At 63.2% G+C, this 24,566-nt stretch carries 27 protein-coding genes and 1 tRNA gene; 13 read left to right on the top strand and 15 right to left on the bottom strand.

What is annotated here, in order from left to right:
- The first annotated feature begins 140 nt into the window (after positions 1 to 140).
- The gene (aceA, locus tag AWB77_RS11815) at positions 141 to 1,448 is read left to right on the top strand and encodes an isocitrate lyase (protein WP_061134618.1); all 1,308 of its coding nucleotides are present in this window, start codon (positions 141 to 143) and stop codon (positions 1,446 to 1,448) included.
- Between the two features lie 137 nt (positions 1,449 to 1,585).
- On the opposite strand, the gene AWB77_RS11820 is transcribed toward aceA, so the two are convergent.
- On the bottom strand, positions 1,586 to 2,020 hold the full coding sequence (locus tag AWB77_RS11820) for a universal stress protein (RefSeq protein WP_061134619.1): 435 nt from the start codon (positions 2,018 to 2,020) through the stop codon (positions 1,586 to 1,588).
- 131 nt (positions 2,021 to 2,151) lie between these two features.
- Positions 2,152 to 3,054, bottom strand: coding sequence for a LysR family transcriptional regulator (locus tag AWB77_RS11825; protein ID WP_061134620.1), 903 nt, complete (start codon positions 3,052 to 3,054; stop codon positions 2,152 to 2,154).
- Between the two features lie 138 nt (positions 3,055 to 3,192).
- Between AWB77_RS11825 and AWB77_RS11830 the strand changes: the two genes are divergently transcribed.
- From AWB77_RS11830 to AWB77_RS11840, 3 genes are all read left to right on the top strand, one after another.
- Positions 3,193 to 4,014 (top strand): haloacid dehalogenase type II, encoded by an 822-nt coding sequence (locus AWB77_RS11830; protein ID WP_061134621.1) that lies wholly within the window; start codon positions 3,193 to 3,195, stop codon positions 4,012 to 4,014.
- An 18-nt stretch (positions 4,015 to 4,032) separates the two neighbouring features.
- A complete protein-coding gene (gene aceB, locus AWB77_RS11835) occupies positions 4,033 to 5,643 on the top strand; it encodes a malate synthase A (RefSeq protein ID WP_061134622.1) in 1,611 nt (536 codons plus the stop codon).
- 155 nt (positions 5,644 to 5,798) lie between these two features.
- Positions 5,799 to 6,059 carry a hypothetical protein gene (locus tag AWB77_RS11840; protein WP_035503563.1) on the top strand — a complete coding sequence of 87 codons (261 nt, stop codon included), beginning with the start codon at positions 5,799 to 5,801 and terminating at the stop codon, positions 6,057 to 6,059.
- A 27-nt stretch (positions 6,060 to 6,086) separates the two neighbouring features.
- Here the strand turns inward: AWB77_RS11840 and AWB77_RS11845 are convergent, their stop codons facing one another.
- Entirely contained in the window at positions 6,087 to 6,377 is a 291-nt protein-coding gene (locus AWB77_RS11845) for a putative quinol monooxygenase (RefSeq protein WP_061134623.1), read from the bottom strand.
- A 461-nt stretch (positions 6,378 to 6,838) separates the two neighbouring features.
- Positions 6,839 to 8,029 carry an NlpB/DapX family lipoprotein gene (gene bamC, locus AWB77_RS11850; protein WP_061134624.1) on the bottom strand — a complete coding sequence of 397 codons (1,191 nt, stop codon included), beginning with the start codon at positions 8,027 to 8,029 and terminating at the stop codon, positions 6,839 to 6,841.
- Between the two features lie 418 nt (positions 8,030 to 8,447).
- On the opposite strand from bamC, the gene AWB77_RS11855 reads away from it, so the two are divergent.
- On the top strand, positions 8,448 to 8,909 hold the full coding sequence (locus tag AWB77_RS11855; RefSeq protein WP_061134625.1) for a DUF2844 domain-containing protein: 462 nt from the start codon (positions 8,448 to 8,450) through the stop codon (positions 8,907 to 8,909).
- A gap of 10 nt (positions 8,910 to 8,919) precedes the next feature.
- Complete coding sequence (locus tag AWB77_RS11860) at positions 8,920 to 10,209, top strand: DUF3443 domain-containing protein (RefSeq protein WP_061134626.1); 1,290 nt, start codon at positions 8,920 to 8,922, stop codon at positions 10,207 to 10,209.
- Positions 10,210 to 10,273: 64 nt separating this feature from the next.
- On the opposite strand, the gene pcaC is transcribed toward AWB77_RS11860, so the two are convergent.
- From pcaC to AWB77_RS11890, 6 genes are read right to left on the bottom strand one after another with little or no spacing between them, the layout of a single operon-like run.
- A complete protein-coding gene (gene pcaC / locus AWB77_RS11865; protein WP_008350165.1) occupies positions 10,274 to 10,657 on the bottom strand; it encodes a 4-carboxymuconolactone decarboxylase in 384 nt (127 codons plus the stop codon).
- 2 nt (positions 10,658 to 10,659) lie between these two features.
- Entirely contained in the window at positions 10,660 to 11,448 is a 789-nt protein-coding gene (gene pcaD, locus AWB77_RS11870; protein ID WP_061134627.1) for a 3-oxoadipate enol-lactonase, read from the bottom strand.
- 4 nt (positions 11,449 to 11,452) lie between these two features.
- Positions 11,453 to 12,820 carry a 3-carboxy-cis,cis-muconate cycloisomerase gene (locus AWB77_RS11875; RefSeq protein WP_061134628.1) on the bottom strand — a complete coding sequence of 456 codons (1,368 nt, stop codon included), beginning with the start codon at positions 12,818 to 12,820 and terminating at the stop codon, positions 11,453 to 11,455.
- 4 nt (positions 12,821 to 12,824) lie between these two features.
- Positions 12,825 to 14,027: a 3-oxoadipyl-CoA thiolase gene (gene pcaF / locus AWB77_RS11880; RefSeq protein ID WP_061134629.1), complete on the bottom strand. Its 1,203-nt coding sequence runs from the start codon at positions 14,025 to 14,027 to the stop codon at positions 12,825 to 12,827.
- A gap of 22 nt (positions 14,028 to 14,049) precedes the next feature.
- A complete protein-coding gene (locus AWB77_RS11885; protein ID WP_061134630.1) occupies positions 14,050 to 14,706 on the bottom strand; it encodes a 3-oxoacid CoA-transferase subunit B in 657 nt (218 codons plus the stop codon).
- Between the two features lie 12 nt (positions 14,707 to 14,718).
- The gene (locus AWB77_RS11890) at positions 14,719 to 15,411 is read right to left on the bottom strand and encodes a 3-oxoacid CoA-transferase subunit A (RefSeq protein ID WP_061134631.1); all 693 of its coding nucleotides are present in this window, start codon (positions 15,409 to 15,411) and stop codon (positions 14,719 to 14,721) included.
- Positions 15,412 to 15,621: 210 nt separating this feature from the next.
- Between AWB77_RS11890 and AWB77_RS11895 the strand changes: the two genes are divergently transcribed.
- The 3 genes from AWB77_RS11895 to AWB77_RS11905 all read left to right on the top strand — a co-directional run bounded on the left by AWB77_RS11895 (position 15,622) and on the right by AWB77_RS11905 (position 18,327).
- Positions 15,622 to 16,440: an IclR family transcriptional regulator gene (locus AWB77_RS11895; RefSeq protein WP_061134632.1), complete on the top strand. Its 819-nt coding sequence runs from the start codon at positions 15,622 to 15,624 to the stop codon at positions 16,438 to 16,440.
- A gap of 7 nt (positions 16,441 to 16,447) precedes the next feature.
- Positions 16,448 to 17,371: a LysR family transcriptional regulator gene (locus AWB77_RS11900; RefSeq protein WP_061134633.1), complete on the top strand. Its 924-nt coding sequence runs from the start codon at positions 16,448 to 16,450 to the stop codon at positions 17,369 to 17,371.
- A 65-nt stretch (positions 17,372 to 17,436) separates the two neighbouring features.
- Entirely contained in the window at positions 17,437 to 18,327 is an 891-nt protein-coding gene (locus tag AWB77_RS11905) for a LysR family transcriptional regulator (protein ID WP_061134634.1), read from the top strand.
- 17 nt (positions 18,328 to 18,344) lie between these two features.
- On the opposite strand, the gene AWB77_RS36825 is transcribed toward AWB77_RS11905, so the two are convergent.
- Positions 18,345 to 18,614 carry a hypothetical protein gene (locus tag AWB77_RS36825; RefSeq protein WP_244158520.1) on the bottom strand — a complete coding sequence of 90 codons (270 nt, stop codon included), beginning with the start codon at positions 18,612 to 18,614 and terminating at the stop codon, positions 18,345 to 18,347.
- Here AWB77_RS36825 and AWB77_RS11910 point away from each other — a divergent pair.
- From AWB77_RS11910 to AWB77_RS11925, 4 genes are all read left to right on the top strand, one after another.
- Positions 18,613 to 18,882 (top strand): hypothetical protein, encoded by a 270-nt coding sequence (locus AWB77_RS11910; protein ID WP_244158521.1) that lies wholly within the window; start codon positions 18,613 to 18,615, stop codon positions 18,880 to 18,882. The two genes, AWB77_RS36825 and AWB77_RS11910, sit on opposite strands and share 2 nt — an antisense overlap.
- 89 nt (positions 18,883 to 18,971) lie before the next feature.
- Positions 18,972 to 19,048 (top strand) — tRNA-Pro (locus tag AWB77_RS11915).
- 99 nt (positions 19,049 to 19,147) lie between these two features.
- A complete protein-coding gene (locus AWB77_RS11920; protein WP_061134636.1) occupies positions 19,148 to 19,402 on the top strand; it encodes a hypothetical protein in 255 nt (84 codons plus the stop codon).
- A gap of 137 nt (positions 19,403 to 19,539) precedes the next feature.
- Positions 19,540 to 19,887 carry a hypothetical protein gene (locus AWB77_RS11925; protein ID WP_061134637.1) on the top strand — a complete coding sequence of 116 codons (348 nt, stop codon included), beginning with the start codon at positions 19,540 to 19,542 and terminating at the stop codon, positions 19,885 to 19,887.
- Positions 19,888 to 19,979: 92 nt separating this feature from the next.
- Here the strand turns inward: AWB77_RS11925 and AWB77_RS11930 are convergent, their stop codons facing one another.
- From AWB77_RS11930 to pheS, 4 genes are all read right to left on the bottom strand, one after another.
- Positions 19,980 to 20,360, bottom strand: a complete 381-nt coding sequence (locus AWB77_RS11930) for a MerR family transcriptional regulator (protein ID WP_061134638.1) — start codon at positions 20,358 to 20,360, stop codon at positions 19,980 to 19,982.
- An 88-nt stretch (positions 20,361 to 20,448) separates the two neighbouring features.
- Positions 20,449 to 20,853, bottom strand: coding sequence for an integration host factor subunit alpha (locus AWB77_RS11935; protein ID WP_061134639.1), 405 nt, complete (start codon positions 20,851 to 20,853; stop codon positions 20,449 to 20,451).
- Positions 20,854 to 20,915: 62 nt separating this feature from the next.
- Positions 20,916 to 23,348, bottom strand: a complete 2,433-nt coding sequence (pheT, locus tag AWB77_RS11940) for a phenylalanine--tRNA ligase subunit beta (RefSeq protein ID WP_061134640.1) — start codon at positions 23,346 to 23,348, stop codon at positions 20,916 to 20,918.
- A 77-nt stretch (positions 23,349 to 23,425) separates the two neighbouring features.
- Positions 23,426 to 24,439 (bottom strand): phenylalanine--tRNA ligase subunit alpha, encoded by a 1,014-nt coding sequence (gene pheS / locus AWB77_RS11945; RefSeq protein ID WP_061134641.1) that lies wholly within the window; start codon positions 24,437 to 24,439, stop codon positions 23,426 to 23,428.
- Positions 24,440 to 24,566: the final 127 nt, after the last annotated feature.

A 24,566-nucleotide genomic window follows, 5' to 3' on the forward strand; every position in this document is an offset into this window, starting at 1 on the left:
GTTTCGCGAGCCGCGTTTTGCCTAGACTCTTATATAAGAGTTGAGCAAACGCAGATAGCCAAACGCGGCGCACCGGAGCTCAAGTCGTCCAGAACATCGTTCAGGAATCGTCATTCAGTCCAATCTCAAGGAGAAACGCTATGACCTCACGTCAACAACAAGCTCAGCAACTCCAGCAGCAATGGGAAAGCGATCCGCGCTGGAAAGGCATCAAGCGTGGCTACTCGGCGGATGACGTCGTGCGTCTGCGCGGCTCGGTGCAGCAGGAGCACACGCTCGCACGGCGCGGCGCCGAACGCCTGTGGACGTCGATCAACGAAGAGCCGTTCGTCAACGCGCTCGGCGCGCTGACCGGCAATCAGGCGATGCAGCAGGTGAAAGCCGGCCTCAAGGCGATCTATCTGTCGGGCTGGCAAGTGGCGGGCGATGCCAACGTCGCGGGCGAGATGTATCCGGACCAGTCGCTGTATCCGGCGAATTCGGTGCCGCTCGTCGTGAAGCGCATCAACAACACGCTCACGCGCGCCGATCAGATTCAATGGTCCGAAGGGAAGAATTCGGGCGATGAAGGCTATATCGACTATTTCGCGCCGATCGTCGCCGATGCCGAAGCCGGGTTCGGCGGCGTGCTCAACGCGTTCGAACTGATGAAGGCGATGATCGAAGCCGGTGCGGCGGGCGTTCACTTCGAAGACCAGCTGGCGTCGGTCAAGAAATGCGGTCACATGGGCGGCAAGGTACTCGTGCCGACGCGCGAGAACGTCGCGAAACTTTCGGCCGCGCGGCTCGCGGCGGACGTGTGCGGCGTGCCGACGCTGCTCATCGCCCGTACCGATGCCGAAGCCGCCGATCTCGTCACCTCCGACATCGACGACAACGACAAGCCGTTCCTCACCGGCGAGCGCACCGTGGAAGGCTTCTTCCGCACGAAGCCGGGCCTCGAACAGGCAGTGTCGCGCGGTCTCGCTTACGCGCCGTATGCCGATCTCGTGTGGTGCGAAACCGGCAAGCCGGATCTCGAATACGCGAAGAAGTTTGCCGAGGCGATCCACAAGGAATTCCCGGGCAAGATGCTGTCGTACAACTGCTCGCCGTCGTTCAACTGGAAGAAGAATCTGGACGACGCGACCATCGCCAAGTTCCAGCGCGAGTTGGGCGCGATGGGCTACAAGTTCCAGTTCATCACGCTCGCTGGCTTCCACGCGCTGAACTACTCGATGTTCAACCTCGCGCACGGCTACGCCCGCTCGCAGATGAGCGCGTTCGTCGAGTTGCAGCAGGCCGAGTTCGCCGCCGCCGACAAGGGCTTCACGGCGGTCAAGCATCAACGCGAGGTGGGCACGGGCTACTTCGACGCGGTGACGCAGACGGTCGAAAAGGATGCATCGACGACCGCCCTGCACGGCTCGACTGAAGACGAGCAGTTCTTCGAGAAGAAGGTCGCGTAATACGGCTCCAGCAGGCGCATCAGGGAGAGCGGTGAAAAGAAGCGGCGGCCACGGCGCATGCAATGATGCGCCGTGGCCGCGGCTCAAACGAAAGCGCATCGCGTGCGCTTTCGTTTGAGCGATGACGAGCGATCAAGTCAGCGGTAGACGATCACCGGAATTTTCGTGTGCGTGAGCACGCGCTGCGTTTCGCTGCCGATCAAGAGGCTGCCGATGCCGCGCCGACCGTGCGACGCCATTAGGATCACGTCGCAGCCGTTCTGCTCGGCAGCCTCGATGATGCCGATGTACGGCGCGGCGTCGATGCTCGTCACGCTCGCGCAGGGCACGCCAGCACTTTCGGCGGCGCGCTCGACCGCGCGCAGATGTTCGCGCGCTTCGTTTTCGGCGCGCGCGTGGAAATCGTCGGGCGGCTCGACGGCGACATCGGCGAAAGGGGAATACGGATATTGCGGCAGGCACGCGTAAGCCGTGATGCGCGCGCCAACGGATTGTGCGAGATCGATCGCGCCGTCGATGGCCTTTTGCGATAGCTCCGAGCCGTCGGTCGGCACGAGGATGTGTTTGAACATGGTGTCCTCCCCGCAAGTGTGCGGTGCGTGCTTCTATTGTAGTAACGGCCACGCAGGCGAAGAAAGTTTCGATGCGCCGCGCCGGCTCCGCCGTTCAAGGCGCCAGCATAGGAATCCGAAACGTTTTGCTTTCATGCCCAATAGCCCGTCGCGTTATACGTATGCTTGAGCAGATCGAGGAAAAGCCGCACACGCAACGGCAAGTGCCGTCGCTGCGGAAACACCGCGTGAATGCCGATCGGCGGCGCGGCGAACGCATCGAGCACGCTCACCAGGCGCCCCGCGCCGATGTCGTCGCCGACTTCCCACCAGGATCGCCACGCGAGACCGCGGCCTTCGAGACACCATTCGTGCAGCACGGCGCCGTCCGAGCATTCCATGGTGCCGGAGACCTTGATCGTCACGACCTTGCCGTCCTGCTCGAAGACCCAGCCGCGCTGCTGATTCGCCGAAGCCCCGAGCGCGAGGCAATTGTGATGCGCGAGCGCGGCGAGATCGGCGGGCTCGCCGCGCTTTTCCAGATACTCCGGCGATGCGACGCACACGCGCCGGTTTTCCCCGAGCTTGAGCGATACGAGCGACGAGTCCGGCAGCTCGCCGAGACGCACGGCGCAATCGAAACCTTCGTTGACGAGATCGATCATGCGATCGGTCAAATCGAGACTCACGGAGACATCCGGATGCAGCGTGGTGAATTTCGGCACCAGCGGCGCGACGTGACGCCGCCCGAAGCCCGCCGGCGCCGACACGCGCAGATGCCCGCTCGCCTTCACGCCGCCCGCCGACACGCTCGCCTCCGCGTTCTGCATGTCGTTGATGATGCGCTGGCAGTCCTCGAGGAATGCCGAGCCTTCGAACGTCAGCGTGATCCGGCGCGTCGTGCGCACGAGCAGCTTCACGCCGAGCCGCTCTTCGAGCGCGTCGAGCCTGCGTCCGATGACCGCCGGCGCGATGCCTTCCGCCTGCGCCGCCGCCGACAGACTGCCTTTCGCGGCCACCGAGGCGAACGTTTCTATCTGCTTGAACCGATCCATGCGTGTTCGTCGTCAATTACGTCGTTGGAGCACAGATTAGGTAAGTAAAAGTAAAAGATCAAGTGATGCTGCGGTGCTTTTTCCTTCACTGAGATCACGAATACAATCGATCCCGACCTCTAAACGGAGCGCAAGGCTATGTCGGCCATAACGACACACGCATCGTCCATCGATTTGTCCAAATCTCCTCGCGCAGTCATCTTCGATGCTTACGGCACGCTTTTCGACGTCCACTCGGTCGTCGCGGCTGCCGAACAGCTTTTCCCCGGCCACGGCGATGCGCTCTCGAAGCTCTGGCGCCGCAAGCAGATCGAATACACGCAACTGCGCACGCTCGCGGACCCGTCGGGCGCGCGCTACGAGCCGTTCTGGAAGATCACGATCGATGCGCTGCGCCACGCCGCCGCGCGCCTGAAACTCGCCGATGCGCTCTCGAGCGCCGCTGAAAAGCGCCTTCTCGACGAATACGCATGCCTGTCCGCATTCCCCGACACCCTGCCCGCGCTCAGATCGTTGCACGATGACCTCGACATGCCGCTCGCGATCCTGTCGAACGGCAATCCGCCGATGCTCGACATCGCCGTAAAAAGCGCGGGCATGAGCGGACTTTTCGATCACGTACTGTCGGCCGACGCCGCACGCGTCTACAAGCCCGCGCCCGCCGCCTATGCGCTCGGCACGCAGGCGTTCGACGCCAGTGCGCGCGACATCGTGTTCGCGTCGAGCAACGGCTGGAACGTCGCCGGCGCGACATGGTTCGGCTACACCACTTTCTGGATCAACCGCGCCGGGCTGCCGCCCGAAGAACTGGGCGTCGCGCCGCACGGCAGCGGCCGCGGCATGGCGGAACTCATCGCATTCATCGAAGGCGGCTTCGCGCGCCCGGGCAACGCATCGCGCGGTCGCAAACAACTTGCGCGCCTTCAACAAACTCGCAAAACCATCAGCAAAACCGTCTGACCGACCAAGGAGAAAACCATGACGCATCCATCGAATCCGCTTTCGCTTCCGAAAGGCATGGCAATCTCGGCCGATATCAAGCCCGGCTACGAGACCATCCTGACGCCCGAGGCGCTCGCGTTCGTCGCGTCGCTGCATCGGCAGTTCGAGCCGCGCCGCCGGCAGTTGCTCGGCGCGCGCGTCGAGCGCACGAAGCGTCTCGATGCCGGCGAGCGTCCGAACTTTCTCGAAGAGACGAAATCGATCCGCGAAGGCGACTGGAAAGTCGCGCCGCTGCCGAACGATCTGCAATGCCGTCGCGTGGAAATCACCGGCCCGGTCGAGCGCAAGATGATCATCAATGCGCTCAACTCCGGCGCGGATTCGTACATGACCGACTTCGAGGATTCGAACGCGCCGAGCTGGGACAACCAGATCGTCGGCCAGATCAATCTGAAGGAAGCGGTGCGCCGCACGATTTCGCTCGAGCAGAACGGCAAGTCGTACACGCTCAACGACAAGATCGCGACGCTGATCGTGCGTCCGCGCGGCTGGCATCTCGACGAAAAGCACGTCACCGTCGATGGCGAGCGCGTGTCGGGCGGCATCTTCGACTTCGCGCTCTACCTGTTCCATAACGCGAAGGAACTGATCGCGCGCGGCAGCGGCCCCTACTTCTATCTGCCGAAGATGGAAAGCCATCTCGAAGCGCGGCTGTGGAACGACATCTTCGTCGCCGCGCAGGAGGGCGTGGGCATCGCGCGCGGCACGATTCGCGCGACCGTGCTCGTCGAAACCATTCTCGCCGCCTTCGAGATGGACGAAATCCTGTACGAGCTGCGCGAACATAGCGCGGGCCTCAATGCGGGCCGCTGGGACTACATCTTCTCGGCGATCAAGAAGTTCAAGAACGACACGGACTTCTGCCTTGCCGACCGCGCGAAGATCACGATGACCTCGCCCTTCATGCGCGCCTACGCGCTCGAATTGCTGAAGACGTGTCACAAGCGTAACGCACCGGCGATCGGCGGCATGTCCGCGCTGATTCCGATCAAGAACGATCCGGCCGCGAACGACAAGGCGATGGGCGGCGTGCGCTCCGACAAGGCGCGCGACGCCACCGATGGCTACGATGGCGGCTGGGTCGCGCATCCGGGTCTCGTGCCGGTGGCGATGGAAGAGTTCGTGAAGGTGCTCGGCGACAAGCCGAATCAGATCGGCAAGCAGCGCACCGACGTTCAGGTGACCGCGCACGACCTGCTCGATTTCCGTCCGGAAGAGCCGATCACCGAAGCGGGCTTGCGCAACAACGTGAATGTCGGCGTGCACTATCTCGGTTCGTGGCTTGCGGGTAATGGCTGCGTACCGATCCACAATCTGATGGAAGACGCGGCGACCGCCGAAATCTCGCGCTCGCAGGTGTGGCAATGGATCCGCTCGCCGAAGGGCAAGCTCGACGACGGCCGCAAAGTCACGGCCGCGATGGTGCGCGAGATCACCATCGACGAACTGGAAAAGGTGAAGCAGGCCGTGGGCGCATCGGGCGCGGACACGAAGCCGTACGAACGCGCGGCGAAGATTTTCGAGGAGATGTCGACGTCGGCGCAGTTCACCGAGTTTCTGACGCTGCCGCTCTACGAGGAAATCTGAGCGTTCGCGGCGTTGCCGCGCACGAAGAAGAAACGGCCCTCGGGCCGTTTTTTTCGTCTGGCGCGCCTCATGGAACGCGCGCGCCGTGTGCTACATTGCGCATCGTCTTTTCAACGATTCAAACGTGGAGCGCACCCAGGCGTGCGAACGACAGCATGAGCAATATCCAGCTCGACATCGAATGGACCGAAGCGGCATCGCGCAAGATCGAAAAGCTGATGCCGCGCAACGTGAACAAGGATTCGTATCTGGCGCTGCCGCCCGTCGAATGTCTGCCGATGGAAGGCGACGTGCTCTTCCTCGGGCCGTCCGGCAAGCAGCAGCCTTTCATCGTCGCGGAGCGCCAGTATCACCATGACGGCGACGCCGACTGGACCATCATCCTGATCCTCGACGTCCCGCACGAAACCCACTGAAAGCGCGACGATGCGCGCCCGCGTGCGTCAGAGAATCTTGCTGGCGACACGCACCTCGCCGTGCTCGCACAAATCAGGCGACTTGGCGCGGAACGTCTGAATATGCGCCGTTTCGCCGTGCTTCGCGAGCGCGGCTTCGCTTTCCCAGCGCTCGACGAAGATAAAGCGCCGCGGCTCCTTGATGTCGCGATGCAGGTCGTATTGCAGCGCGCCTGCTTCCTTGCGCGTCGGCTCGACGTTCGCTTCCAGCACTTGCCTCAGTTCCTCTTCCTTGCCCGGCTTGGCGACAAAAATCGCGACGACGGCTACTTCCGACATGAGCGTTCTCCTGTTTCGATGAAACGATGAAAGCAGGAGCATAACCGCGCGCGCGGGACATCGCCGAAAACGGCCGCTCATCGAGCCAAAGAAAAAGCCCGCGTTCCAAGAGAAACGCGGGCAAAAACCGTCGCCCTACGAGGATAGGCGACGGGGCCATCGGGGTTCGCGCATGGCGAACCAATCGTCTGTTTGTCCGGTGCAACGTGCTGAATGAGCGCGCTTCGAAGAACTTCTGGCGGGCGAATTTCGCCATTGATGTAATGTACTGTCCGCCCGTTCATTTCTATAAGCTTTTGCGCACATTTCCCGATAGAAAGAATTGTCTGCGCAATTCTTACTCGTCATTCGCATTTCCGTGCATGCTGAGGAAATCGTTTGCGAGCATCCAGCGAGTGAAACGCATAAAAAAACCGCCTCGCGAAGGAGGCGGTTTCGTCGGATTTGAACCGAAGAAAATATCAGCCGATCTGGTCGGCGAGCAAGGCCATGATCTGACGCGCCTGCGGCGACGAATCGACATTGCCCTTGTCGTCGACGATCGCCACGCGGGTCTGTTGATCCGTCACCGCGCGCACGTTGACCTGATACTGCTTCGCCTTCATTTCCTTGCGGCCGTGGAACACCTGGCTCCAGAAACCCTGTTCCGCCGATGATTTGTCGGTCGGATCGACGTAGCGCACGTAGTAGACGCCCTTGCTGCGGTCGCGGTCGTCCACCGTGAAGTTCGCGCGGTCCAGCGCGGTGCCCACGCGCAGCCATGCGCGGTCGTACGCTTCCGGCAAGGTCAGTTGCGACGATGCCGCCTCGGGCACCACTTCGTTGCGAATCGGCGTGTTGCTCGCGTTCGCGACGTTCTGCGCCGCCACCGATGCCGCCTTCGAATCGCCGGGCTTGGCGCCCGCCGCCGGCGCGTCGAGCGGCGTCGCGCCGCCGGAAGCCGTGCGCTGATCGGCCGCCGAGAGCGAGGACATCAGGCGCTTCAGATATTCGTTTTCGAGCGCCGGATCGTTCGGGCGCGCCTGCCACTGGCTCGTGTCGTTATTCACGCCGGTCAGCGCCTCACGCATGCCCTTCTGGCTGATGAACACATATGTGCCGCCGCTCGGGGCCGTTTCGAGACGCGTGCGGTACTTGTTGCGCTCGGCGGTGACATACGAGTTGCCGGTCGCCTTGGCGAGCGTGTCGCGGATGAGGCCGTCGGAAATCTGCGGATGGGTTTCGTTCCAGTCCGTCTCCATCACGCCCTTGTCGCGCTGATCGACGACGAGCAGAAAGCCCTGCTCCTGCCAGAAGCGCCGGATTTGCGGCCATACCTGGTCGGGCGTCTTGCCGTCGACGACGAGCCAGCGCTCGGTGCCGTCGCGCTGAATTCGCATGCCCGTCACCGGCGGGACCACCGTGGGTGCGTTGGGCGCGACTTTCTGGATCTGCTGCAGATCCGACAGCGATGCCTGCCCGCCCTGTGGCGGCAGCGAACGCTGGTCGGACGCTTCGTCGAGCAGGTTCGGCGGAACGGCGAGGGACACCTGTTTAGAACGCTGATCGCTCTTGTAGTTGAACGCATTGGGATTGGTCGAGCCACATCCCGCCACGATTCCGGCCACCGCGACAAGCGCAGCCATTCGCTTCGTTACACGAAAATCTGTCATTTGGAGAAGTCCTTCCGCTACGCCACGGGCGTTCTTCCGTGGATCAACCCGTTATTTTACCGGTCCGGCGGTATGCCGTGAAAAAAAGAGGTTTGCGCGGCCTCGCCAAAGCCCATCGCGGCGCGCGTCTTTGAAAGTTGCCTTTCAATGGAGAAAGAAGCCAATAGGCAGCGAAGCCGCCCAGGCCGCATCTCGTATTTAAGCCGCTTCGGATCGAATTGACAATTTATGACAATCAGTAAAAATCGCAATTCGGTCTTTCGATGCCTGCAACGTCTTGATTTTTAGACGATTTGCCTCTCCTCTCCGGCTTTTGTCCGACATCGTGGCGCGCGTCTGTGCTTATTGCAATGCTCCTCCTTCCTCTTAAAATCGCATCTCGAAAATAAGAAGAGTCCTAAATAACGGAGAGAAAAAAGTGACAAAAATCAGAATTCCTCATTACGGGACGGCTTGTCTGATCGCCCTTGCGATCGGCGCATCGGTGGATGCGAACGCTCAACTCGGCGCGACGGGACGCGCCGGGACCGCATCCCAAGGCGATGTCGTGCATCAGGCGCAGAACGGCGTCGTGCGATACCACGAAACGACCGACGCCCACGGCATCGTCGTGCGCGAATACGTCGGCACGGGCGGCGATGTCTACGCGGTGTCCTGGCGTGGCCCGGCGATGCCGGATGTCCGGTCGCTGCTCGGCGAGCATTTCGAAGCGTTCCGCCAGGGCGCGAGTGCGTCTGCCGGCGATGCGGGCCTGCACGCCGCGCACGTCGCGCAGGACGATCTCGTCGTCGAAAATCGCGTGCGGCTGCGCGAATTCACCGGACGCGCCTGGCTCGCGAGCGACTTGCCGCCAGGCGTCACGCCGGACGATATTCAGTGAGGGGCCCGCGATGATCTCACGCGCCCTTCTCCCGATTTCCGCGCTCGCCGCCTGCGTTCTGCTGCACGCCTGCGGCGGTGGCGGTGGCGGCAGCACGTCGAACGCCGCTCCCGCCGCGCCGGCCCCGCAGGCCAGCGCGCCCCAGACAGCCAGCGCCGCCACGCCGGCGAGCGCGCCATCGGCCGCGCCCGTCGACACGACTGTCGCGCAATCGACGACGCCCAACGTGCAGGTCATCCACGTCGCGAGCACGCCGACCAACACGCGCAACATGCTGCAAACCAGCGTGACGATTTGCGTGCCCGGCACGAACACCTGTCAGACCATCGACGACATTCAGGTCGATACCGGGTCACACGGCCTGCGCGTGCTGGCGTCGGCGCTCGATCCGTCGATCGCACTGCCGCTGCTCGCGGCGAACAACCCGAGCGCGGTCGTCGCGGAATGCGCGGTGTTCGGCTCGGGCTACACATGGGGCGCGGTGCGCACGGCCGATGTCCGGCTCGCGAGCCAGGTCGCGCCCGCGACATCCGTGCAACTGATCGCCGATAACGCCGCGGGCAACGCCGCCCAGGACTGCAGCCAGTCCGGCCTGCCGATGCTCACTGCATCCAGCCTGCGCGGCAACGGCATTCTCGGCGTCGGACCGTTCACCGCAGATTGCGGCGCGGGCTGCGCGGCCTCCGCGATGCCGCGCTGGTACTACGACTGCACCTCGGGCAACTGCGTCGCGAGCACGGTCGCGGTCGCGCAGCAGGTGACCAATCCCGTCGCCAACTTCGCCACCGACAACAACGGCGTGCTGATCGAACTGCCCGATGTGCCGGATAGCGGCGCATCGGCGGTCACGGGGACGATGACCTTCGGCATCGGCTCGCAGTCGAACAACGTGCTCGGCTCGGCGACGGTGCTCAAGTCGAGCTCGCTGTCCGGTTACGTCACGACGGATTTCGGCGGCAACCAGTACGGATCGAGCTTCATCGACAGCGGATCGAACGGCGTCTTCTTCCCGTCGACGACGCTAGATAAGTGCGGCGTATGGTATTGCCCGTCGACGCCGCAGACGATCTCCGCGACGATCCGTTCGTCGAGCGGCGCGCAGACGCAGAGCGCGGTGAGCTTCACAGTCGCGCAATCGACGGCGCTGTTCGGCAGCGGCCACTTCGCCTTCGACAATCTCGCCGGTTCCGCGAGCGGCTACTTCGACTGGGGCCTGCCGTTCTTCTACGGACGGCGCATCTTCACGGCGCTCGCCGGGCGCGCGACGCCAGCGGGACCGGGACCTTATTACGCGTTCTGAGCGCGCAAACTAAAAAAGCCGTCTCCGGTTTCTCCGGAGACGGCTTTGATGAGCACCTGCGCGACTATGCCTTGCTCTCTTCGTCGAAAATCTTCTGCGCGAGATGGAACGCCGAATTGGCCGCCGGCACGCCGCAATACACCGCCGTCTGCAACAGCACTTCCTTGATCTCGTCTTGCGTCACGCCGTTGTTCTTCGCGGCGCGCAAATGCAGCGCGAGTTCCTCGCTGCGATTGAGCGCGACCATCATCGCGATCGTGATGAGGCTGCGCGTGTGGCGCGGCAGGCCGTCGCGCGTCCAGATTTCGCCCCATGCATAGCGCGTGATGAAGTTCTGGAATTCGGTTGTCAGTTCGGTGCGATTGGCGAGCGAGCGGTCCACGTGCGCGTCCGACAGCACCGCGCGGCGCACCTTCATCCCGGCTTCGTAACGTTCGTCGTCGGTCATCTTCATTCTCCGAGAAAGTCGAGCACGGCGCGCGTGTATTCGTCGCGCTTTTCGATGTTCGACAGATGCGCCGCATCGAGTTCGAGATAACGCGATCCGCCGATGTAACCCGCGAGCTCGCGGCCCTGCGCGGCTGTCGTCGAGAGATCGTGCGTGCCGGCGATCACCAGCACCGGCAGCGCAATGGTCTTCGCTTCGTCGCGCAAATCCGCGTCGCGGATCGCTTCGCAGTTCGACGCGTAACCGTCGCCGTTCGTGTGGCGGAACACGTCGCGGATGTTCGACAGCGCAAGCTGCTCGCGCTCGATGAACGGCGCGGTGAACCAGCGCGCGATGACGGCATCGGTAAGCGCGGGCATGCCGCCCGGCTCGCGCGCTTTCGCGGCGCGCGGCGTCCACACGGCGTCCGAGCCGATCAGCGCGGCGGTGTTCGACAACACCACGCGCGCGAAGCGTTCCGGATGGCGCGCGGCAAGCCCGATGCCGGTGAGACCGCCCATCGACAGCCCGCAATAGTTCGCGCGATCGATCGAAAGACGATCCATGAGGCCGATCACGTCGCCGATCAGTTGATCGATCGTGTACGGTCCCGGCGGCGCGTCCGAGTGGCCGTGGCCGCGCGTGTCGTAGCGCAGCACGCGGTAATGCTTCGCGAAGGCTTCGATGTTGGGCGTCCACATCGAGACATCCGCGCCGAGCGAATTCGACAGCACGAGCCAGGGGGCGTCATCGCCCGCCGTGACATCGATGCGATAGTGAATCCGCGTTCCGTTCACTTCGGCAAGAGGCATGTTTTTACTGCTCCTGTTTGTTCGAGTTAGCGCGTGCGATGGCGGCGGCGACGAACGCCTGCGCCTCGCCGACGTAGTTCGCCGGATCGAGCAACTGCTTCAGCCGATCTTGCGGCAGATGACGCGCGATGGTTTCGTTCGCGGCGAGTTCGTCGAAGAGCGACGTGCCGTTCGCCACCGACGCCTTCGACGCGCCTTCGACGAGCTTGTGCGCCTCCAGCCTGCCGATGGCATCGCCGAGCGCGAGCATTACCGCTTCGCCGAGAATCAGTCCGTTGGTCGCGCCGAGGTTGCGCGCAAGGCGTTCGGCGTTGACTTCCATCGACGGCACGATGGCGAGGATGTTCGACAACGCGCCCGCCGTCAGACGCGCGAGATCGGGCAGCGCTTCCCATTCGGCCTGCCAGCCGCCGAGCGCGCGTTCGTGTTCCTGGACCATGCCCGCGAAGATCGTCGCCACGAGATTCGGCGCGCGCGTAGCTGCCGTGAGCACGGCCGCGCAGCCGACCGGATTGCGCTTGTGCGGCATCGTCGACGATCCGCCCTTGCCCGCCGCCGCCGGTTCCGCGACTTCGCCGAGTTCGGTCTGCATCATCAGCGAAATGTCGCGCGCGATCTTGCCGAGCGTGCCCGTCACCATGCCGAGAAACGCCGCGCTCTCCGCGATGCGGTCGCGCTGCGTGTGCCACGGCAATGCCGGCAACGTCAGCTTCAGGTCTTGCGCGAGCGTCGCCGCGACCGGCAATGCTTTGTCGCGCAGGCTCGCGAGCGTGCCCGCCGCGCCGCCGAATTGCAGCACGAGCGCGCGCGCCTTCAACTCGCCGAGCCGCTCGCGATGACGCGTCACCGCGTCGAGCCATTGCGCGAACTTCAGGCCGAGCGTGATCGGCAGCGCCTGTTGCAGCCACGTGCGGCCGATCATCGGCGTCTTCGCGTGCGCGTGCGCCTGCGCGGCGAGCGCGTCGGAGAGCGCGCGCAGATCGGCATCGATCAGATCGAGGCACGCGCGCAATTGAAGCACGACGCCCGTATCGATGATGTCCTGGCTCGTTGCGCCCCAATGCACGTATTTCGCCGCTTCGGCATCGCGCGATTTCACGACGGCCGTCAGTTGCTTGACGAGCGGAATCGCCAGATTGCCGCCCGCCTGCGCGCCGAGCATCAGCGCGTCGGCGTCGATGTCATCGGCGTTGCAGGCGGCGGCGATCGCCTCGACCGCTTCGGGCGGAATCACGCCGTGCGCAGCCGTTGCCCGCGCGAGCGCCGCTTCGACGTCGAGCATCGCCTGCACGGTCGCGCGCGGCGACCAGATCGCGTTGGCGTCCGCGTTGCCGCAGATCAGATCGGTAAGACGTCCGGTCGATGAGAACATGCGCTCAGACCCGCTCGATGATCATCGCGATGCCCTGGCCCACGCCGATGCACATCGTGCAGAGCGCGTAGCGTCCGCCCGTGCGCTGCAACTGATAGCTCGCGGTCGTCACGAGCCGCGCGCCCGATGCACCGAGCGGATGGCCGAGTGCGATCGCGCCGCCGTTCGGGTTGACGCGGGGATCGTCGTCGGCGACGCCGAGCATGCGCAGCGTCGCGAGTCCTTGCGACGCGAATGCTTCGTTCAGCTCGATGACATCCATCTGGTCGATGGTCATGCCCAGACGCGCGAGCAGCTTCTGCGACGCCGGACCCGGCCCGATGCCCATCACGCGCGGCGGCACGCCCGCGGTTGCGAGACCGAGGATGCGCGCGCGCGGCGTGAGGCCGTTGCGCTTCGCGGTTTCCTCGTCGGCGATCAGCATGGCGACCGCGCCGTCGTTCACGCCCGACGCGTTGCCCGCCGTCACCGAACCGTCCGGGCGCACGACGCCCTTCAGCTTCGCGAGCGCTTCGAGGCTCGTTTCACGCGGATGCTCGTCGCGATCGACGACGAGCGCATCGCCCTTCTTCTGCGGAATCGTCACCGCGACGATTTCTGCGCCAAGCGTGCCGTCCTTCTGCGCGCGCGCCGCCTTCTGCTGCGAGCGCAATGCGAACGCGTCCTGATCGGCGCGGCTGATCTTGTAGTCGTCCGCGACGTTTTCGGCGGTTTCGGGCATCGAATCGACGCCGTACTGCTTCTTCATCAGCGGATTGATGAAGCGCCAGCCGATGGTCGTATCGTGGATTTCGGCCGAACGCGAGAACGCGCTCGTCGCCTTGCCCATCACGAACGGCGCGCGGCTCATGCTTTCGACGCCGCCCGCGATCATCAGGCTCGTCTCGCCCGCCTTGATCGCGCGGGCCGCGACGCCGATCGCGTCCATGCCCGAACCGCACAGGCGGTTGACCGTCGAGCCCGGCGTGCCGACCGGCAAGCCCGCGAGCAGCGCCGACATGCGCGCGACGTTGCGGTTGTCTTCGCCCGCCTGATTCGCGCAGCCGTAGATCACTTCGTCGATGGCTTCCCAGTCGACTTCCTTGTTGCGTTCGACGAGCGCGCGCAGCGGCACGGCGCCCAGATCGTCGGCGCGCACCGAAGACAGCGAACCGCCGTAACGTCCGATCGGCGTGCGGATGGCATCACAAATAAAAGCGTCTTTCATCTTCAACGTCTCCAGAGTTCTCTCAGGCTGCTTCGGTCAGCGGCGCGTATTGGAGCGGCACCTTGGCGAGCTTCTGCAATTCCTCGAACGACAGGCCGTCCACGATTTCGCGCACGACGAAGCCTTCCGGCGTGACGTCGAATACGGCGAGATCCGTGTACACGCGATTCACGCAGTCCACGCCCGTCACCGGATACGTGCACACGTCGACGAGCTTGCTCTCGCCCTGCTTCGTGAGCAATTCCATCATCACGTAGACCTGCTTCGCGCCGATCGCGAGGTCCATCGCGCCGCCGACAGCCGGAATCGCGTCGGGCGCGCCGGTGTGCCAGTTGGCGAGATCGCCCTTAGCGGACACCTGGAACGCGCCGAGCACGCAGAAGTCGAGATGGCCGCCGCGCATCATCGCGAACGAATCCGCGTGATGGAAATATGCGCCGCCGGTGAGCAGCGTGACGTGCTGCTTGCCTGCGTTGATGAGTTCGTCGTCTTCCTCGCCCTTGGCGGGCGCCGGGCCCATGCCGAGCAGGCCGTTTTCGCTATGCAGGAAGATTTCGCGATCCGCCGCGAGATGGTTGGCGACGAGCGTGGGCACGCCGATGCCGAGGTTCACGTACGCGCCTTCGGGAATGTCCGCGGCCACGCGCTTGGCCATTTCGTCACGAGTGAGTTTTTTCATGGCTTCGATCCTTTAAGCGGCGAGTTCGGCTTGATGCACGGCTTGCGGCACTTCCACGACGCGCTGCACGAAGATGCCCGGCGTCACGATATTCTCGGGGTCCAGTTCGCCGAGCGCCACGACCTTCGACACCTGCACGATAGCCGTCTTCGCCGCGCTCGCCATGATCGGCCCGAAGTTGCGCGCAGTTTTACGATAGACCAGATTCCCCCAACGGTCGCCCTTGTACGCCTTCACGAGCGCGAAATCGGCGTGCAGCGGCGCTTCGAGCACGTAGTGCCGTCCGTCGATGACACGCGTTTCCTTGCCTTCGGCGAGCTTCGTGCCGTAGCCCGTCGGCGTGAAGAATCCGCCGATGCCCGCGCCCGCCGCGCGGATGCGTTCCGCCAGATTGCCTTGCGGCACGAGTTCCAGCTCGATCTCGCCCGCGCGATAGAGCGCGTCGAACACATGCGAATCCGTCTGGCGCGGGAACGAGCAGATGATCTTGCGCACGCGCTTTGCCTTTAGAAGCGCGGCGAGTCCCGTGTCGCCGTTGCCGGCGTTGTTGTTGACGATCGTGAGTTCGCGCGCGCCCTGCTCGATGAGCGCGTCGATCAGCTCGGACGGCATGCCCGCCGTGCCGAAACCGCCGATCATGATGGTCGCGCCGTCGTGAACATCGGCCACGGCCGAGGCGAGCGAATCGAAAATCTTGTTGATCATTGCCGTTCCTGTCTGTCTCGAACTGGGGTTTACCTGCTCGTCAGCGCGCTTGCGCCGAAATGTTCGTCATGCGAACATGGATTCGTTTAGCGAACATCGGCATGGTAGTCCCGCATTCGTTGTCGTGTCAACGAAGCAAGTGCGAACTGCGGGTTTTCACGAAGGCGCGCGGCGCTCGCGCGGCCGGTTCGCGCTTACATGAAGAGTCTTATGAAGAATTCAGTCGCTCCTAATTCCGACGCCGAGCCGCAAGACGCGCAGTCGCGTCCCGGCGATGCCTACGTGCAGTCGTTCGCGCGCGGCCTCGCCGTGATCCGTTCGTTCGACGCGAGCCGCCCCGCCCAGACGCTCACCGATGTCGCCGCCGCGACGGGCCTCACGCGCGCGGGCGCGCGGCGCATCCTTTTGACGCTGCAGGCACTCGGTTATGTCGAAGCGGATGGACGGCTTTTCCAACTGACGCCGAAAATCCTCGATCTCGGCTTCGCGTATCTGACGTCGATGCCCTTCTGGAATCTCGCCGAGCCGGTGATGGAAGATCTCGTCGAGCAAGTGCACGAAAGCTGTTCGGCGGCCGTGCTCAACGGCGCGGAAATCGTCTACGTGCTGCGCGTGCCGACGCACAAGATCATCACGCAGAATCTGTCGATCGGCAGCCGCTTGCCCGCGTTCTGCACGTCGATGGGCCGCGTCCTGCTCGCCGCGCTCGATCCGGCGCGCCTAGACGAAGCGCTCGATGCGAGTTCGCTCGTCGCGCGCACGCCGCGCACGATCATCGACCGCGACGCGCTCAAGGAAGCGATCGCCGTCGTGCGGCGCCAGGGCTGGGCGATCGTCGATCAGGAACTGGAAGAAGGACTGATTTCGATGTCCGCGCCGATCCACGACCGGCAAGGGCGCGTAATCGCGGCGCTGAACATCAGCGGCAATGCGCAGCGCAAGAACGCAAAGCAGATGGTGAAGGCGTTTCTCGAGCCGCTGCAGGAAGCGGCGCAGCGCGTGTCGGACATGGTCGCGCGTCGCGGATGACGCTGCCATGCATGATCTCGACCTCAACCTGATTCCGTACCTCGTCGCTATCGAGGAGACGCGCAACGTGAGCCGCGCCGCCGAGCGCCTCGGCGTCAGTCAGCCGCGCGTGTCGACGGCGCTCGCGCGGCTGCGCGAATACTTCAACGACCCGCTCTTCGTGCGGACCTCGCGCGGCATGGAGCCGACGCCGCGCACCATCGCGCTCGTGCCCGCGGCGCGCGAGGCGCTTGCGCGAATCGAACGCGGCTTGCTGGATCGGCAGCATTTCGATCCGTCGACGAGCACGGAGACGTTTTCGATCGCGCTTTCCGATGTCGGCGAGATCGTGTTCCTGCCGCGACTTTTGCAGGCTTTTGCGACAGAAGCGCCGGATGCGAATTTGAGGTCGGTGTCGGCATCGCACGGGGAAGTCGAGCGCGGACTCGAAGCGGGCGATATCGATCTCGCCGTCGGCTATTTTCCAGATCTGCGCGGTAACAATTTTTTTCAACAACGCCTCTTCTCGCATCGGTTCATTTGCCTGATGCGCCGCGATCATCCCTATGCGAACGAGCCGCTCACGCTGGAGCGCTTCATGGAATGCGGCCACGCTGTCGTGCGCGCCGAAGGCCGCAGCCAGGAAGTGCTCGAGAATCATCTCGACAAGGAACGCGTGCGGCGCCGCGCCGTGCTCGAAACGCCGCACTTCATGAGTCTGCCGTTCATCTTGTCGCGCACGGATCTGATCGCGACGGTGCCGCATGCGATCGGCTTCGCGTATGTCGCCGAACACGCGTCGATCACACTCGCCGAGCCGCCGCTCGCGTTGCCGCGCTTCGATCTGAAGCAGCACTGGCATCGCAAGTTTCACAACGATGCGCGCACGATGTGGCTGCGCGGCATCGTCGCATCACTCTTCAACGACGAACTCGACGAGTGGCCCAAGTAGGCGTTCACGCAGCCTCGATCAATCCGGCTAACATGAGCGTTTTGTTTCCCCGCAGGAAATGATCGATGGACGCTCTGACCAGCTTGCGCGTGTTTCGCCAGGTCGTCGAAGCAGGCAGCTTCGTGAAGGCTGCGGAACGGCTCGACATATCGACGGCGATGACGAGCAAGCACGTCGCCAATCTGGAACGGCAACTCGGCGTGCGTCTTCTGAACCGCACGACGCGCCATCTGAGTCTCACCGAAGCCGGCAACGTGTATTACGAGCAGTGCAGCGAGGCGCTCGATATCCTCCAGGCCGCCGAAGCCGCCGTCGGCGCCCAGACCGCGCAGCCGCAAGGCGTGCTCAAAGTGACCGCGCCGGGCTGGTTCGCCAATCGCAAGTTCGCGGACCTGCTCGTCGCGTATCAGACGCGCTATCCGGGCGTGCTCGTCGATCTGCGGCTGGAGAACCGCTTCGTCGATCTCGTCGAGGAAGGCTACGACATGGCGATTCGCGCGACCTCCGAGCCGTCGCCGTCGCTGATCGTGCGGCCCTTGTGCAAGATGCCCTTCATGCTCGCAGCCTCGCGCGCGTATCTCGAACAGCACGGCAAGCTGCGCCATCCGGACGACGTCGCGCGTCACCGATTCGTGTTGCCGACGTACACCAACATCGACGCCGTCACGCTGACCGGTCCCGACGGCGCGTTCACCGTGAAGAATCAGGCCGTGCTCAAGACCAACGATACGTCGATGGCGCTGCAACTCGTGCGCGCCGGGCTCGGGCTCGCGTACTTTCCGGCGTGGATCGTCGAGCCGGAACTGGCGTCGGGCGCGCTCGTGCGCGTGCTGCCCAGCTATGCGGCGTTCGCGCCGTCCGTGTACGCGGTGTATACGAGCCGCAAATACATGACGACGAAGGTACGGACTTTCATCGATTTTCTGTCGGAAGCACTAGCCGAACAGCCAATGTAATTAGGATTACTCTTATTTTAGCGTCGCACCTCGCGTGTAATCATCGCGCCCGCTTCCGGATCGGGCGATTGCGAGGTGACAAAAAATTTCATCGTTCGCGCCGCCGGGATCGTTCCCGTTACCCGCACGCGAGGCACGCGCGATATGGAATTTCCCTGGCTTCCCCTGTCATTCATTCTGACGTTGCTCGGAGTCACGCTCTTCATCTGCAGCACGCTGAATGCGAGCGAAGGCGCTCTGCGGTGGAACGGCGCGCTGATCTTTCTCGTTCTGTGCTGCGCGGCCATGCTGCTCGACTTCACGCTGACGATGATCTTCGCGTCGGCAGGCTTCGCAGAGCGCACGCGGTACGACAGCTACGGATCGCGGATCGCATGGAGCGAGCGCATCCTCACGTACCTGATTCCATGCGTGATTTCGATGCTTTTGGCGCTGAGGTTTCGTCGACGTCAACATTCTGCGCGCGAGCCCGGCCGCCTCGGAAACGATGCCGCGCGTGAAAACCCGGCGGAGATTCAAACCTTCCGTCGCACACGTGCGAAGCTGAGGATATGACGAGCGTCGAGTGAATTTGGTAAGTGCGACAGCGAATTTGTTCGAAGCAGTTCTACTATTCGTTTCGCTCTGATATACTTTCGCTCTTTCGGGGCGTAGCGCAGCCTGGTAGCGTACCTGCATGGGGTGCAGGTGGTCGGAGGTTCAAATCCTCTCGCCCCGACCAGGAAATCAAAGGCTCTCCGGCTTCTGGCCGGAGAGCCTTTTTTCTTTGGCTCATCGCGAGTCGCCGCATCGATCCATCGATCAATTCGAGCAGAAAAGAATGGCATACAACAAGCTCAACAACCCGCGCGCGTTTCCCGGCACTAGCAACTACGGCATGTCCCTGCGTGACTACTTTGCTGGCCAGGCGATGGCCGCCGATTTCGCCGATGCGGCCATCCCCAACGACGCGTCGTCCGCACTTCTCGAAGCACGCGCGCAACTCTACTACCGCTTGGCCGATGCCATGCTCAAGGTCCGCGCAGATGATGAAGCGCTGACCAGCACGAACTCGATGATGGGCATGCGCGTCTGACATCATGTGTTGTCGCCCGTCCCGGCCGCGAAACGAGCGCGCTTCACTGTATATTCAGACATAAGAATCGCAAAAAATACTTGTGTGTCAGTGCTTTAAGCCCTAGTCTTAACGTGACACATAAGGAACGGCGTCCCATGCCTTTGTCTGTCCCAGCGCCCGCGCAACAGCGGCGCAATCGCTCCCGTCGAACCCACTCTGCTCTGCGCGCCGAAGTCGCGCGATGGTTCGATGCGGGGAGCCGCGCGCGCGTCACGCGCTTCGGGCGCATCTATCCCGGCGGCAGCCGCTATGTGTGCGTCAGCGCCACGAGACCAGGACGATGCTTCGCACTCTACTTCTTTCATCACGGCGCCGGCGACTGGCGCATCTATCCGCCCTGGGGCGTCGGGCCGAGCATTGTCTATTGGTCGGTCAAGATGAAGCTGCCGGCTTCGCAAGCGCCCGGTCCCAAGAAGCGCTTTCGCGTAGGCGTCAAGCCTTGAGCATGACGTCTTGAGCCGCAAGCAGCGCCCGATGCACGGACGGAAAAAAGCCGCGTCGATGCGCGGCTTTGCGAGTTGAATCGTAACGGCGATCACCCACCCAGCAGATCGATCACCTGAAGAATATCCTTGCGCAGTTGATCGACATCGACGCTCGCCTGAGCTTGCGTCGAAGTTTGCGCTTCGATCATGTCGGCTTCGTCGCTGGTTGCGCGGCCTTGTGAATCGAGCCGATTGCGCGCGCCGTTGATCGTGAAGCCCTGTTCATATAGCAACTCGCGAATCCGCCGGATCAGCAGGACTTCGTGATGCTGATAGTAGCGGCGATTGCCGCGCCGCTTGACCGGCCTCAGTTGCGTGAACTCCTGCTCCCAATAGCGCAGCACGTGAGGCTTGACGCCGCACAGCTCGCTGACTTCGCCAATCGTGAAGTAACGCTTGGCGGGGATCGGAGGCAAGACGACTTTTTCCATCGTCGATCAACCATCGTTATAAGTGATGTCGATTGAAGCGCGGTGGTCAGGCAGCGCGGCGCGCGGATCATCGCACGCCGCCGGGACATCAGCGAGTGAGATCGGTCTCCGCTCCCGTTTCGACCAGCGCCTTCAGCTTCTGACTTGCATGAAACGTGACGACCCGCCGCGCGGCGATAGGAATCGCCTCGCCCGTCTTGGGGTTGCGGCCTGGACGCTGAGGCTTGTCGCGCAGCTGGAAATTGCCGAAGCCGGAGAGCTTGACGCTCTCGCCGCTCTCCAGCGCATCGCGGATGACTTCGAAGAACGCTTCGACCATGTCCTTGGCTTCGCGCTTGTTCAGACCGACGTGGTCGAACAGCATTTCCGCCAGTTCGGCTTTGGTGAGCGTCGGCGTGTCGCCGGGTGCGCTCGAGGTCTGGGTATCTCGGGTCATGGCGCTACGCTGCGCCGAAAGAAGGGCTTCGAAATCACTCGAGTTCATTTGGTTCATATCGGTAAAACGGCGCTTGCCACATTGAAGACTTGGCGATCGACGGACGGGCCAACTGCAGGCTATCCGCGCAACCGCGCGCCGTGTACTCGAGCCAGGCGATCCACCAGCGTTTTGATGGCCGTATCGACCGTTTCGTCCTGAAGCGTGCCGCCAGTATCTTGCAACGTTACACGGAAGGCAAGACTTTTCTCATGCGCTCCCAAGCCACCGGAAGTATTTGATTTTGGACGAAATTCATCGAAAAGCGCAACCCTTGTGACGTGTCTGCAAACGTCCTCCGAACGCGCGTTTTCGAGCTCGTCGAGCAACGCTTGCACAGGCACGTCCTGATCCACGACAACAGCAATATCGCGACGAACGGGCGGAAATTTCGAGACTTCCGACGGCGTCGGCAACGCGCGATCCATGAGCGCGTCGGCATCGATTTCGAAGAGGATTGGCGCGTTCGGCAGATCGTACTTTTGCAGCCAGCGCGGATGCAGCTCGCCGATCCAGCCGACGGCGCGACCCGCCACTTCGATGCGCGCGCTGCGTCCCGGATGCAGCGCCGGATGCTCCGCCTTCACGAAGCGCGGCACGACCGGCGCGAAGAGCGCTTCGACATCGCCCTTCACGTCGAAGAAGTCGACGTTGCGCGACGCCACGCCCCATTGCTCCTCGATCACCGGGCCATACGCGAGGCCACCGATCATCTTCGGCTGCGCGAAGCCCTCGACCGTGAGCTCGCCCGCTTTCACCGTTGCATCGCGATGAAACACGCGGCCCGCCTCGAACACGCGCACGCGATCCGCGCGGCGGTTCAGGTTGTGACGCAACACTTCGATCAGGCTGCCGAACATCGTCGTACGCATGACCGATAGCTGGCTCGCAATCGGGTTCAACAGCTTGATCGGATTGTCGTTGCCGGCGAAGTCCTTTTCCCATTCGGCATCGACGAAGCTGAAGTTCACCGTCTCCGAATAATCGCGCGCGGCGACTTCATGGCGCAGCGTGTGGATCGAGCGCTTCGTTTCGTTCGTGATGCGCATTTCGCTACGCGCAACCGGCGGGCGCGCCGGAATCTTCTCGAAGCCGTAGATACGCGCGACTTCCTCGATCAGATCTTCTTCGATCTCGATATCGAAGCGATACGGCGGCGGCGTGACCTTGAAGGTGTCGCCGTCGCGCTCGAACGCGAGGTTCAGGCGCGTGAAAATCTGCGCGATCTCTTCCGCGCCGATTTCTACGCCGATGATGCGATGCGCACGCGACACGCGCATCGACACCGGATTGCGCTCCGGCACGTTGACGATCTGGTCGTCGACGGGACCGGCCTCGCCGCCGCAGATGTCGAGGATCAGGCGCGAGATGCGCTCGATATGCTCCACGGTCGTCGAGTAATCGACGCCGCGCTCGAAGCGATGCGCCGCATCGGTCGAGAAGTTGTACTTGCGCGCGCGGCCGCGGATTGCGTCCGGCCACCAGAAAGCGGCTTCGAGATAGATGTTCGTGGTGTCGAGCGACACGGCCGTGCTGTCGCCGCCCATGATGCCCGCGAGGCTTTCGACGTGACGATCGTCCGCAATGACGCCGACGGTTTCATCGAGCTCGACGGTGTTGCCGTTCAAAAGCTTCAGCGACTCGCCCTTCTTGCCCCAGCGCACTTCGATCGCGCCGTGGATCTTGTCCAGATCGAACACGTGCGTCGGACGGCCGAGTTCGAGCATTACGTAATTCGAGATGTCGACGAGCGCGGAGATGCTGCGCTGGCCCGCGCGTTCGAGTCGCTCGACCATCCATTGCGGCGTCTTCGCGTGCGCGTTCACGCCACGAATCACGCGGCCCGAAAAACGGCCGCACAGATCGGGCGCGAGCACCTTTACCTGTAGCTTTTCGTCGAGCTTCGTTTCGACGGCGGGCATGTCGATTTGTTTGAGCGGCGCGCCGGTGATCGCGGCGGTTTCGCGCGCGACGCCGAACACCGACAGACAATCCGCCTTGTTCGGCGTGAGCTTGATCTCGAAGACCGTGTCGTCGAGATTGAGCGCCTCGCGGATGTCCTGGCCGACCTTCGCATCGGCGGACAGGATCAAGAGGCCGCTGTGATCTTCCGACAGCTTGAGCTCGCGCGCCGAGCACAGCATGCCTTGGCTATCGACGCCGCGCAGCTTCGTCGGCTTGATCGCGAACGGCTCGCCGCCCGCTTCGGCCGGCGGCAACACGGCGCCGATCAGCGCGACCGGCACCTTGATGCCCGGCGCCACGTTCGGCGCGCCGCACACGATGTTGAGCGTCTCGCCCGTGCCGGCATCGACCTGACAGACGTTGAGCTTGTCGGCGTTCGGATGCTTGGCGACTTCGAGCACTTGCCCGACGACGATCTTCGTGGTCGGCGGCGCGACCGGACGCAGGTCTTCCACTTCGAGACCGGCCATCGTCAGCGCGTGCGCGAGTTCGTCGGTGGAGAGCTTGGGATCGACGAAACTGCGGAGCCAGGATTCTGGGAATTGCATGTGTGTCTACGTTCGAAATGTTTGGAGTCTCTCGATCGGCTTCTTTCGGACGCCGATCGCCGCGGGCGCTAAGCGCTTTACGCGAACTGGCGCAGGAAGCGCAGGTCGTTCTCGAAGAACAGACGCAGATCCTGCACGCCGTAGCGCAGCATCGTGAGGCGCTCGAGGCCGCTGCCGAACGCGAAACCGATATAGCGCTCCGGGTCCAGCCCCATGTTACGGATGACGGTCGGATGCACCTGGCCCGAGCCGGAGATTTCCAGCCATTTGCCCGCGTTCTTGCCATGCTCGAACATCATGTCGATCTCGGCGGACGGCTCCGTGAACGGGAAATACGACGGACGGAAGCGTACGAGAATGTCGTCGCGCTCGAAAAACTTTTTCAGAAAATCGGTGTAGACGCCCTTCAGGTCCGCGAAGCTGATGTTTTCCTCAATCCAGAGGCCTTCGACCTGGTTGAACATCGGCGAATGGGTGGCGTCGCTGTCCACGCGATACGTGCGGCCCGGCACGATCACCTTGATCGGCGGCTTGTTCATGCGCGCGTAGCGCACCTGCATCGGGCTCGTGTGCGTGCGAAGGAGCAGCGGCCGGCCATCGGCGTCCTTGCCGTCGATGTAGAACGTGTCCTGCATCGAGCGCGCCGGATGGTTCTCCGGGCTGTTCAGCGCGGTGAAGTTGTACCAGTCGGTTTCGATCTCGGGACCATCGGCGACATCGAAGCCGATCGTGCGAAAGACCTGCTCGACGCGCTCCCATGTGCGCATCACCGGATGCAGCGTGCCCGCGCCCGCGCCGCGTCCGGGCAGCGTGACGTCGATGGCTTCTGCCGCGAGACGCTGGTTCAGGAGCGCATCGGCGAGCGCCTGACGCCGCGCGTTCAGCGCGGCTTCGACCTGCTGCTTCGCCTGATTGATGCGCGCGCCTTCGGTCTTCTTCGCTTCCGGATCGAGCTTGCCCAATCCCTTCAGCAAATCAGTCAGCGCGCCGGACTTGCCGAGAAACCGCGCCTTCTCGTTTTCGAGCGTGGTGGTATCGGTGGCGTGTTCAAAGGCGCTTTTCGCGTCGGCGACAATCTGGTCCAGATCCATTGATCCCATCTTTTCGAAGTTCTGACTAAGTTCGGTTTTGGACGTGGCCTGAGCGATCGCAAGCCATGTGCAAAACCGTCCGACCAACAAAAACGGGGCTCGGTGAGAGCCCCGTTTTCTGCCTTCG

Source organism: Caballeronia fortuita (assembly GCF_001544835.2).
GTDB classification, from domain to species: domain Bacteria; phylum Pseudomonadota; class Gammaproteobacteria; order Burkholderiales; family Burkholderiaceae; genus Caballeronia; species Caballeronia fortuita.

What these genes read in the sequence shown, in the direction of transcription:
- AWB77_RS11925 (WP_061134637.1), top strand. Translation starts at nt 19,540, where the DNA reads ATGCCTTTGTCTGTCCCAGCGCCCGCGCAACAGCGGCGCAATCGCTCC.
- AWB77_RS11900 (WP_061134633.1), top strand. Translation starts at nt 16,448, where the DNA reads ATGCATGATCTCGACCTCAACCTGATTCCGTACCTCGTCGCTATCGAG.
- AWB77_RS11910 (WP_244158521.1), top strand. Translation starts at nt 18,613, where the DNA reads ATGCTGCTCGACTTCACGCTGACGATGATCTTCGCGTCGGCAGGCTTC.
- AWB77_RS11930 (WP_061134638.1), bottom strand. Translation starts at nt 20,360, where the DNA reads ATGGAAAAAGTCGTCTTGCCTCCGATCCCCGCCAAGCGTTACTTCACG.
- aceA (WP_061134618.1), top strand. Translation starts at nt 141, where the DNA reads ATGACCTCACGTCAACAACAAGCTCAGCAACTCCAGCAGCAATGGGAA.
- AWB77_RS11840 (WP_035503563.1), top strand. Translation starts at nt 5,799, where the DNA reads ATGAGCAATATCCAGCTCGACATCGAATGGACCGAAGCGGCATCGCGC.
- AWB77_RS11830 (WP_061134621.1), top strand. Translation starts at nt 3,193, where the DNA reads ATGTCGGCCATAACGACACACGCATCGTCCATCGATTTGTCCAAATCT.
- AWB77_RS36825 (WP_244158520.1), bottom strand. Translation starts at nt 18,614, where the DNA reads ATGGCCGCGCAGCACAGAACGAGAAAGATCAGCGCGCCGTTCCACCGC.
- pcaC (WP_008350165.1), bottom strand. Translation starts at nt 10,657, where the DNA reads ATGACCGACGACGAACGTTACGAAGCCGGGATGAAGGTGCGCCGCGCG.
- AWB77_RS11920 (WP_061134636.1), top strand. Translation starts at nt 19,148, where the DNA reads ATGGCATACAACAAGCTCAACAACCCGCGCGCGTTTCCCGGCACTAGC.
- bamC (WP_061134624.1), bottom strand. Translation starts at nt 8,029, where the DNA reads ATGACAGATTTTCGTGTAACGAAGCGAATGGCTGCGCTTGTCGCGGTG.
- aceB (WP_061134622.1), top strand. Translation starts at nt 4,033, where the DNA reads ATGACGCATCCATCGAATCCGCTTTCGCTTCCGAAAGGCATGGCAATC.
- AWB77_RS11825 (WP_061134620.1), bottom strand. Translation starts at nt 3,054, where the DNA reads ATGGATCGGTTCAAGCAGATAGAAACGTTCGCCTCGGTGGCCGCGAAA.
- AWB77_RS11935 (WP_061134639.1), bottom strand. Translation starts at nt 20,853, where the DNA reads ATGAACCAAATGAACTCGAGTGATTTCGAAGCCCTTCTTTCGGCGCAG.
- AWB77_RS11890 (WP_061134631.1), bottom strand. Translation starts at nt 15,411, where the DNA reads ATGATCAACAAGATTTTCGATTCGCTCGCCTCGGCCGTGGCCGATGTT.
- AWB77_RS11860 (WP_061134626.1), top strand. Translation starts at nt 8,920, where the DNA reads ATGATCTCACGCGCCCTTCTCCCGATTTCCGCGCTCGCCGCCTGCGTT.
- pheS (WP_061134641.1), bottom strand. Translation starts at nt 24,439, where the DNA reads ATGGATCTGGACCAGATTGTCGCCGACGCGAAAAGCGCCTTTGAACAC.
- AWB77_RS11820 (WP_061134619.1), bottom strand. Translation starts at nt 2,020, where the DNA reads ATGTTCAAACACATCCTCGTGCCGACCGACGGCTCGGAGCTATCGCAA.
- pheT (WP_061134640.1), bottom strand. Translation starts at nt 23,348, where the DNA reads ATGCAATTCCCAGAATCCTGGCTCCGCAGTTTCGTCGATCCCAAGCTC.
- AWB77_RS11875 (WP_061134628.1), bottom strand. Translation starts at nt 12,820, where the DNA reads ATGTTCTCATCGACCGGACGTCTTACCGATCTGATCTGCGGCAACGCG.
- pcaD (WP_061134627.1), bottom strand. Translation starts at nt 11,448, where the DNA reads ATGCCTCTTGCCGAAGTGAACGGAACGCGGATTCACTATCGCATCGAT.
- AWB77_RS11905 (WP_061134634.1), top strand. Translation starts at nt 17,437, where the DNA reads ATGGACGCTCTGACCAGCTTGCGCGTGTTTCGCCAGGTCGTCGAAGCA.
- pcaF (WP_061134629.1), bottom strand. Translation starts at nt 14,027, where the DNA reads ATGAAAGACGCTTTTATTTGTGATGCCATCCGCACGCCGATCGGACGT.
- AWB77_RS11885 (WP_061134630.1), bottom strand. Translation starts at nt 14,706, where the DNA reads ATGAAAAAACTCACTCGTGACGAAATGGCCAAGCGCGTGGCCGCGGAC.
- AWB77_RS11845 (WP_061134623.1), bottom strand. Translation starts at nt 6,377, where the DNA reads ATGTCGGAAGTAGCCGTCGTCGCGATTTTTGTCGCCAAGCCGGGCAAG.
- AWB77_RS11895 (WP_061134632.1), top strand. Translation starts at nt 15,622, where the DNA reads ATGAAGAATTCAGTCGCTCCTAATTCCGACGCCGAGCCGCAAGACGCG.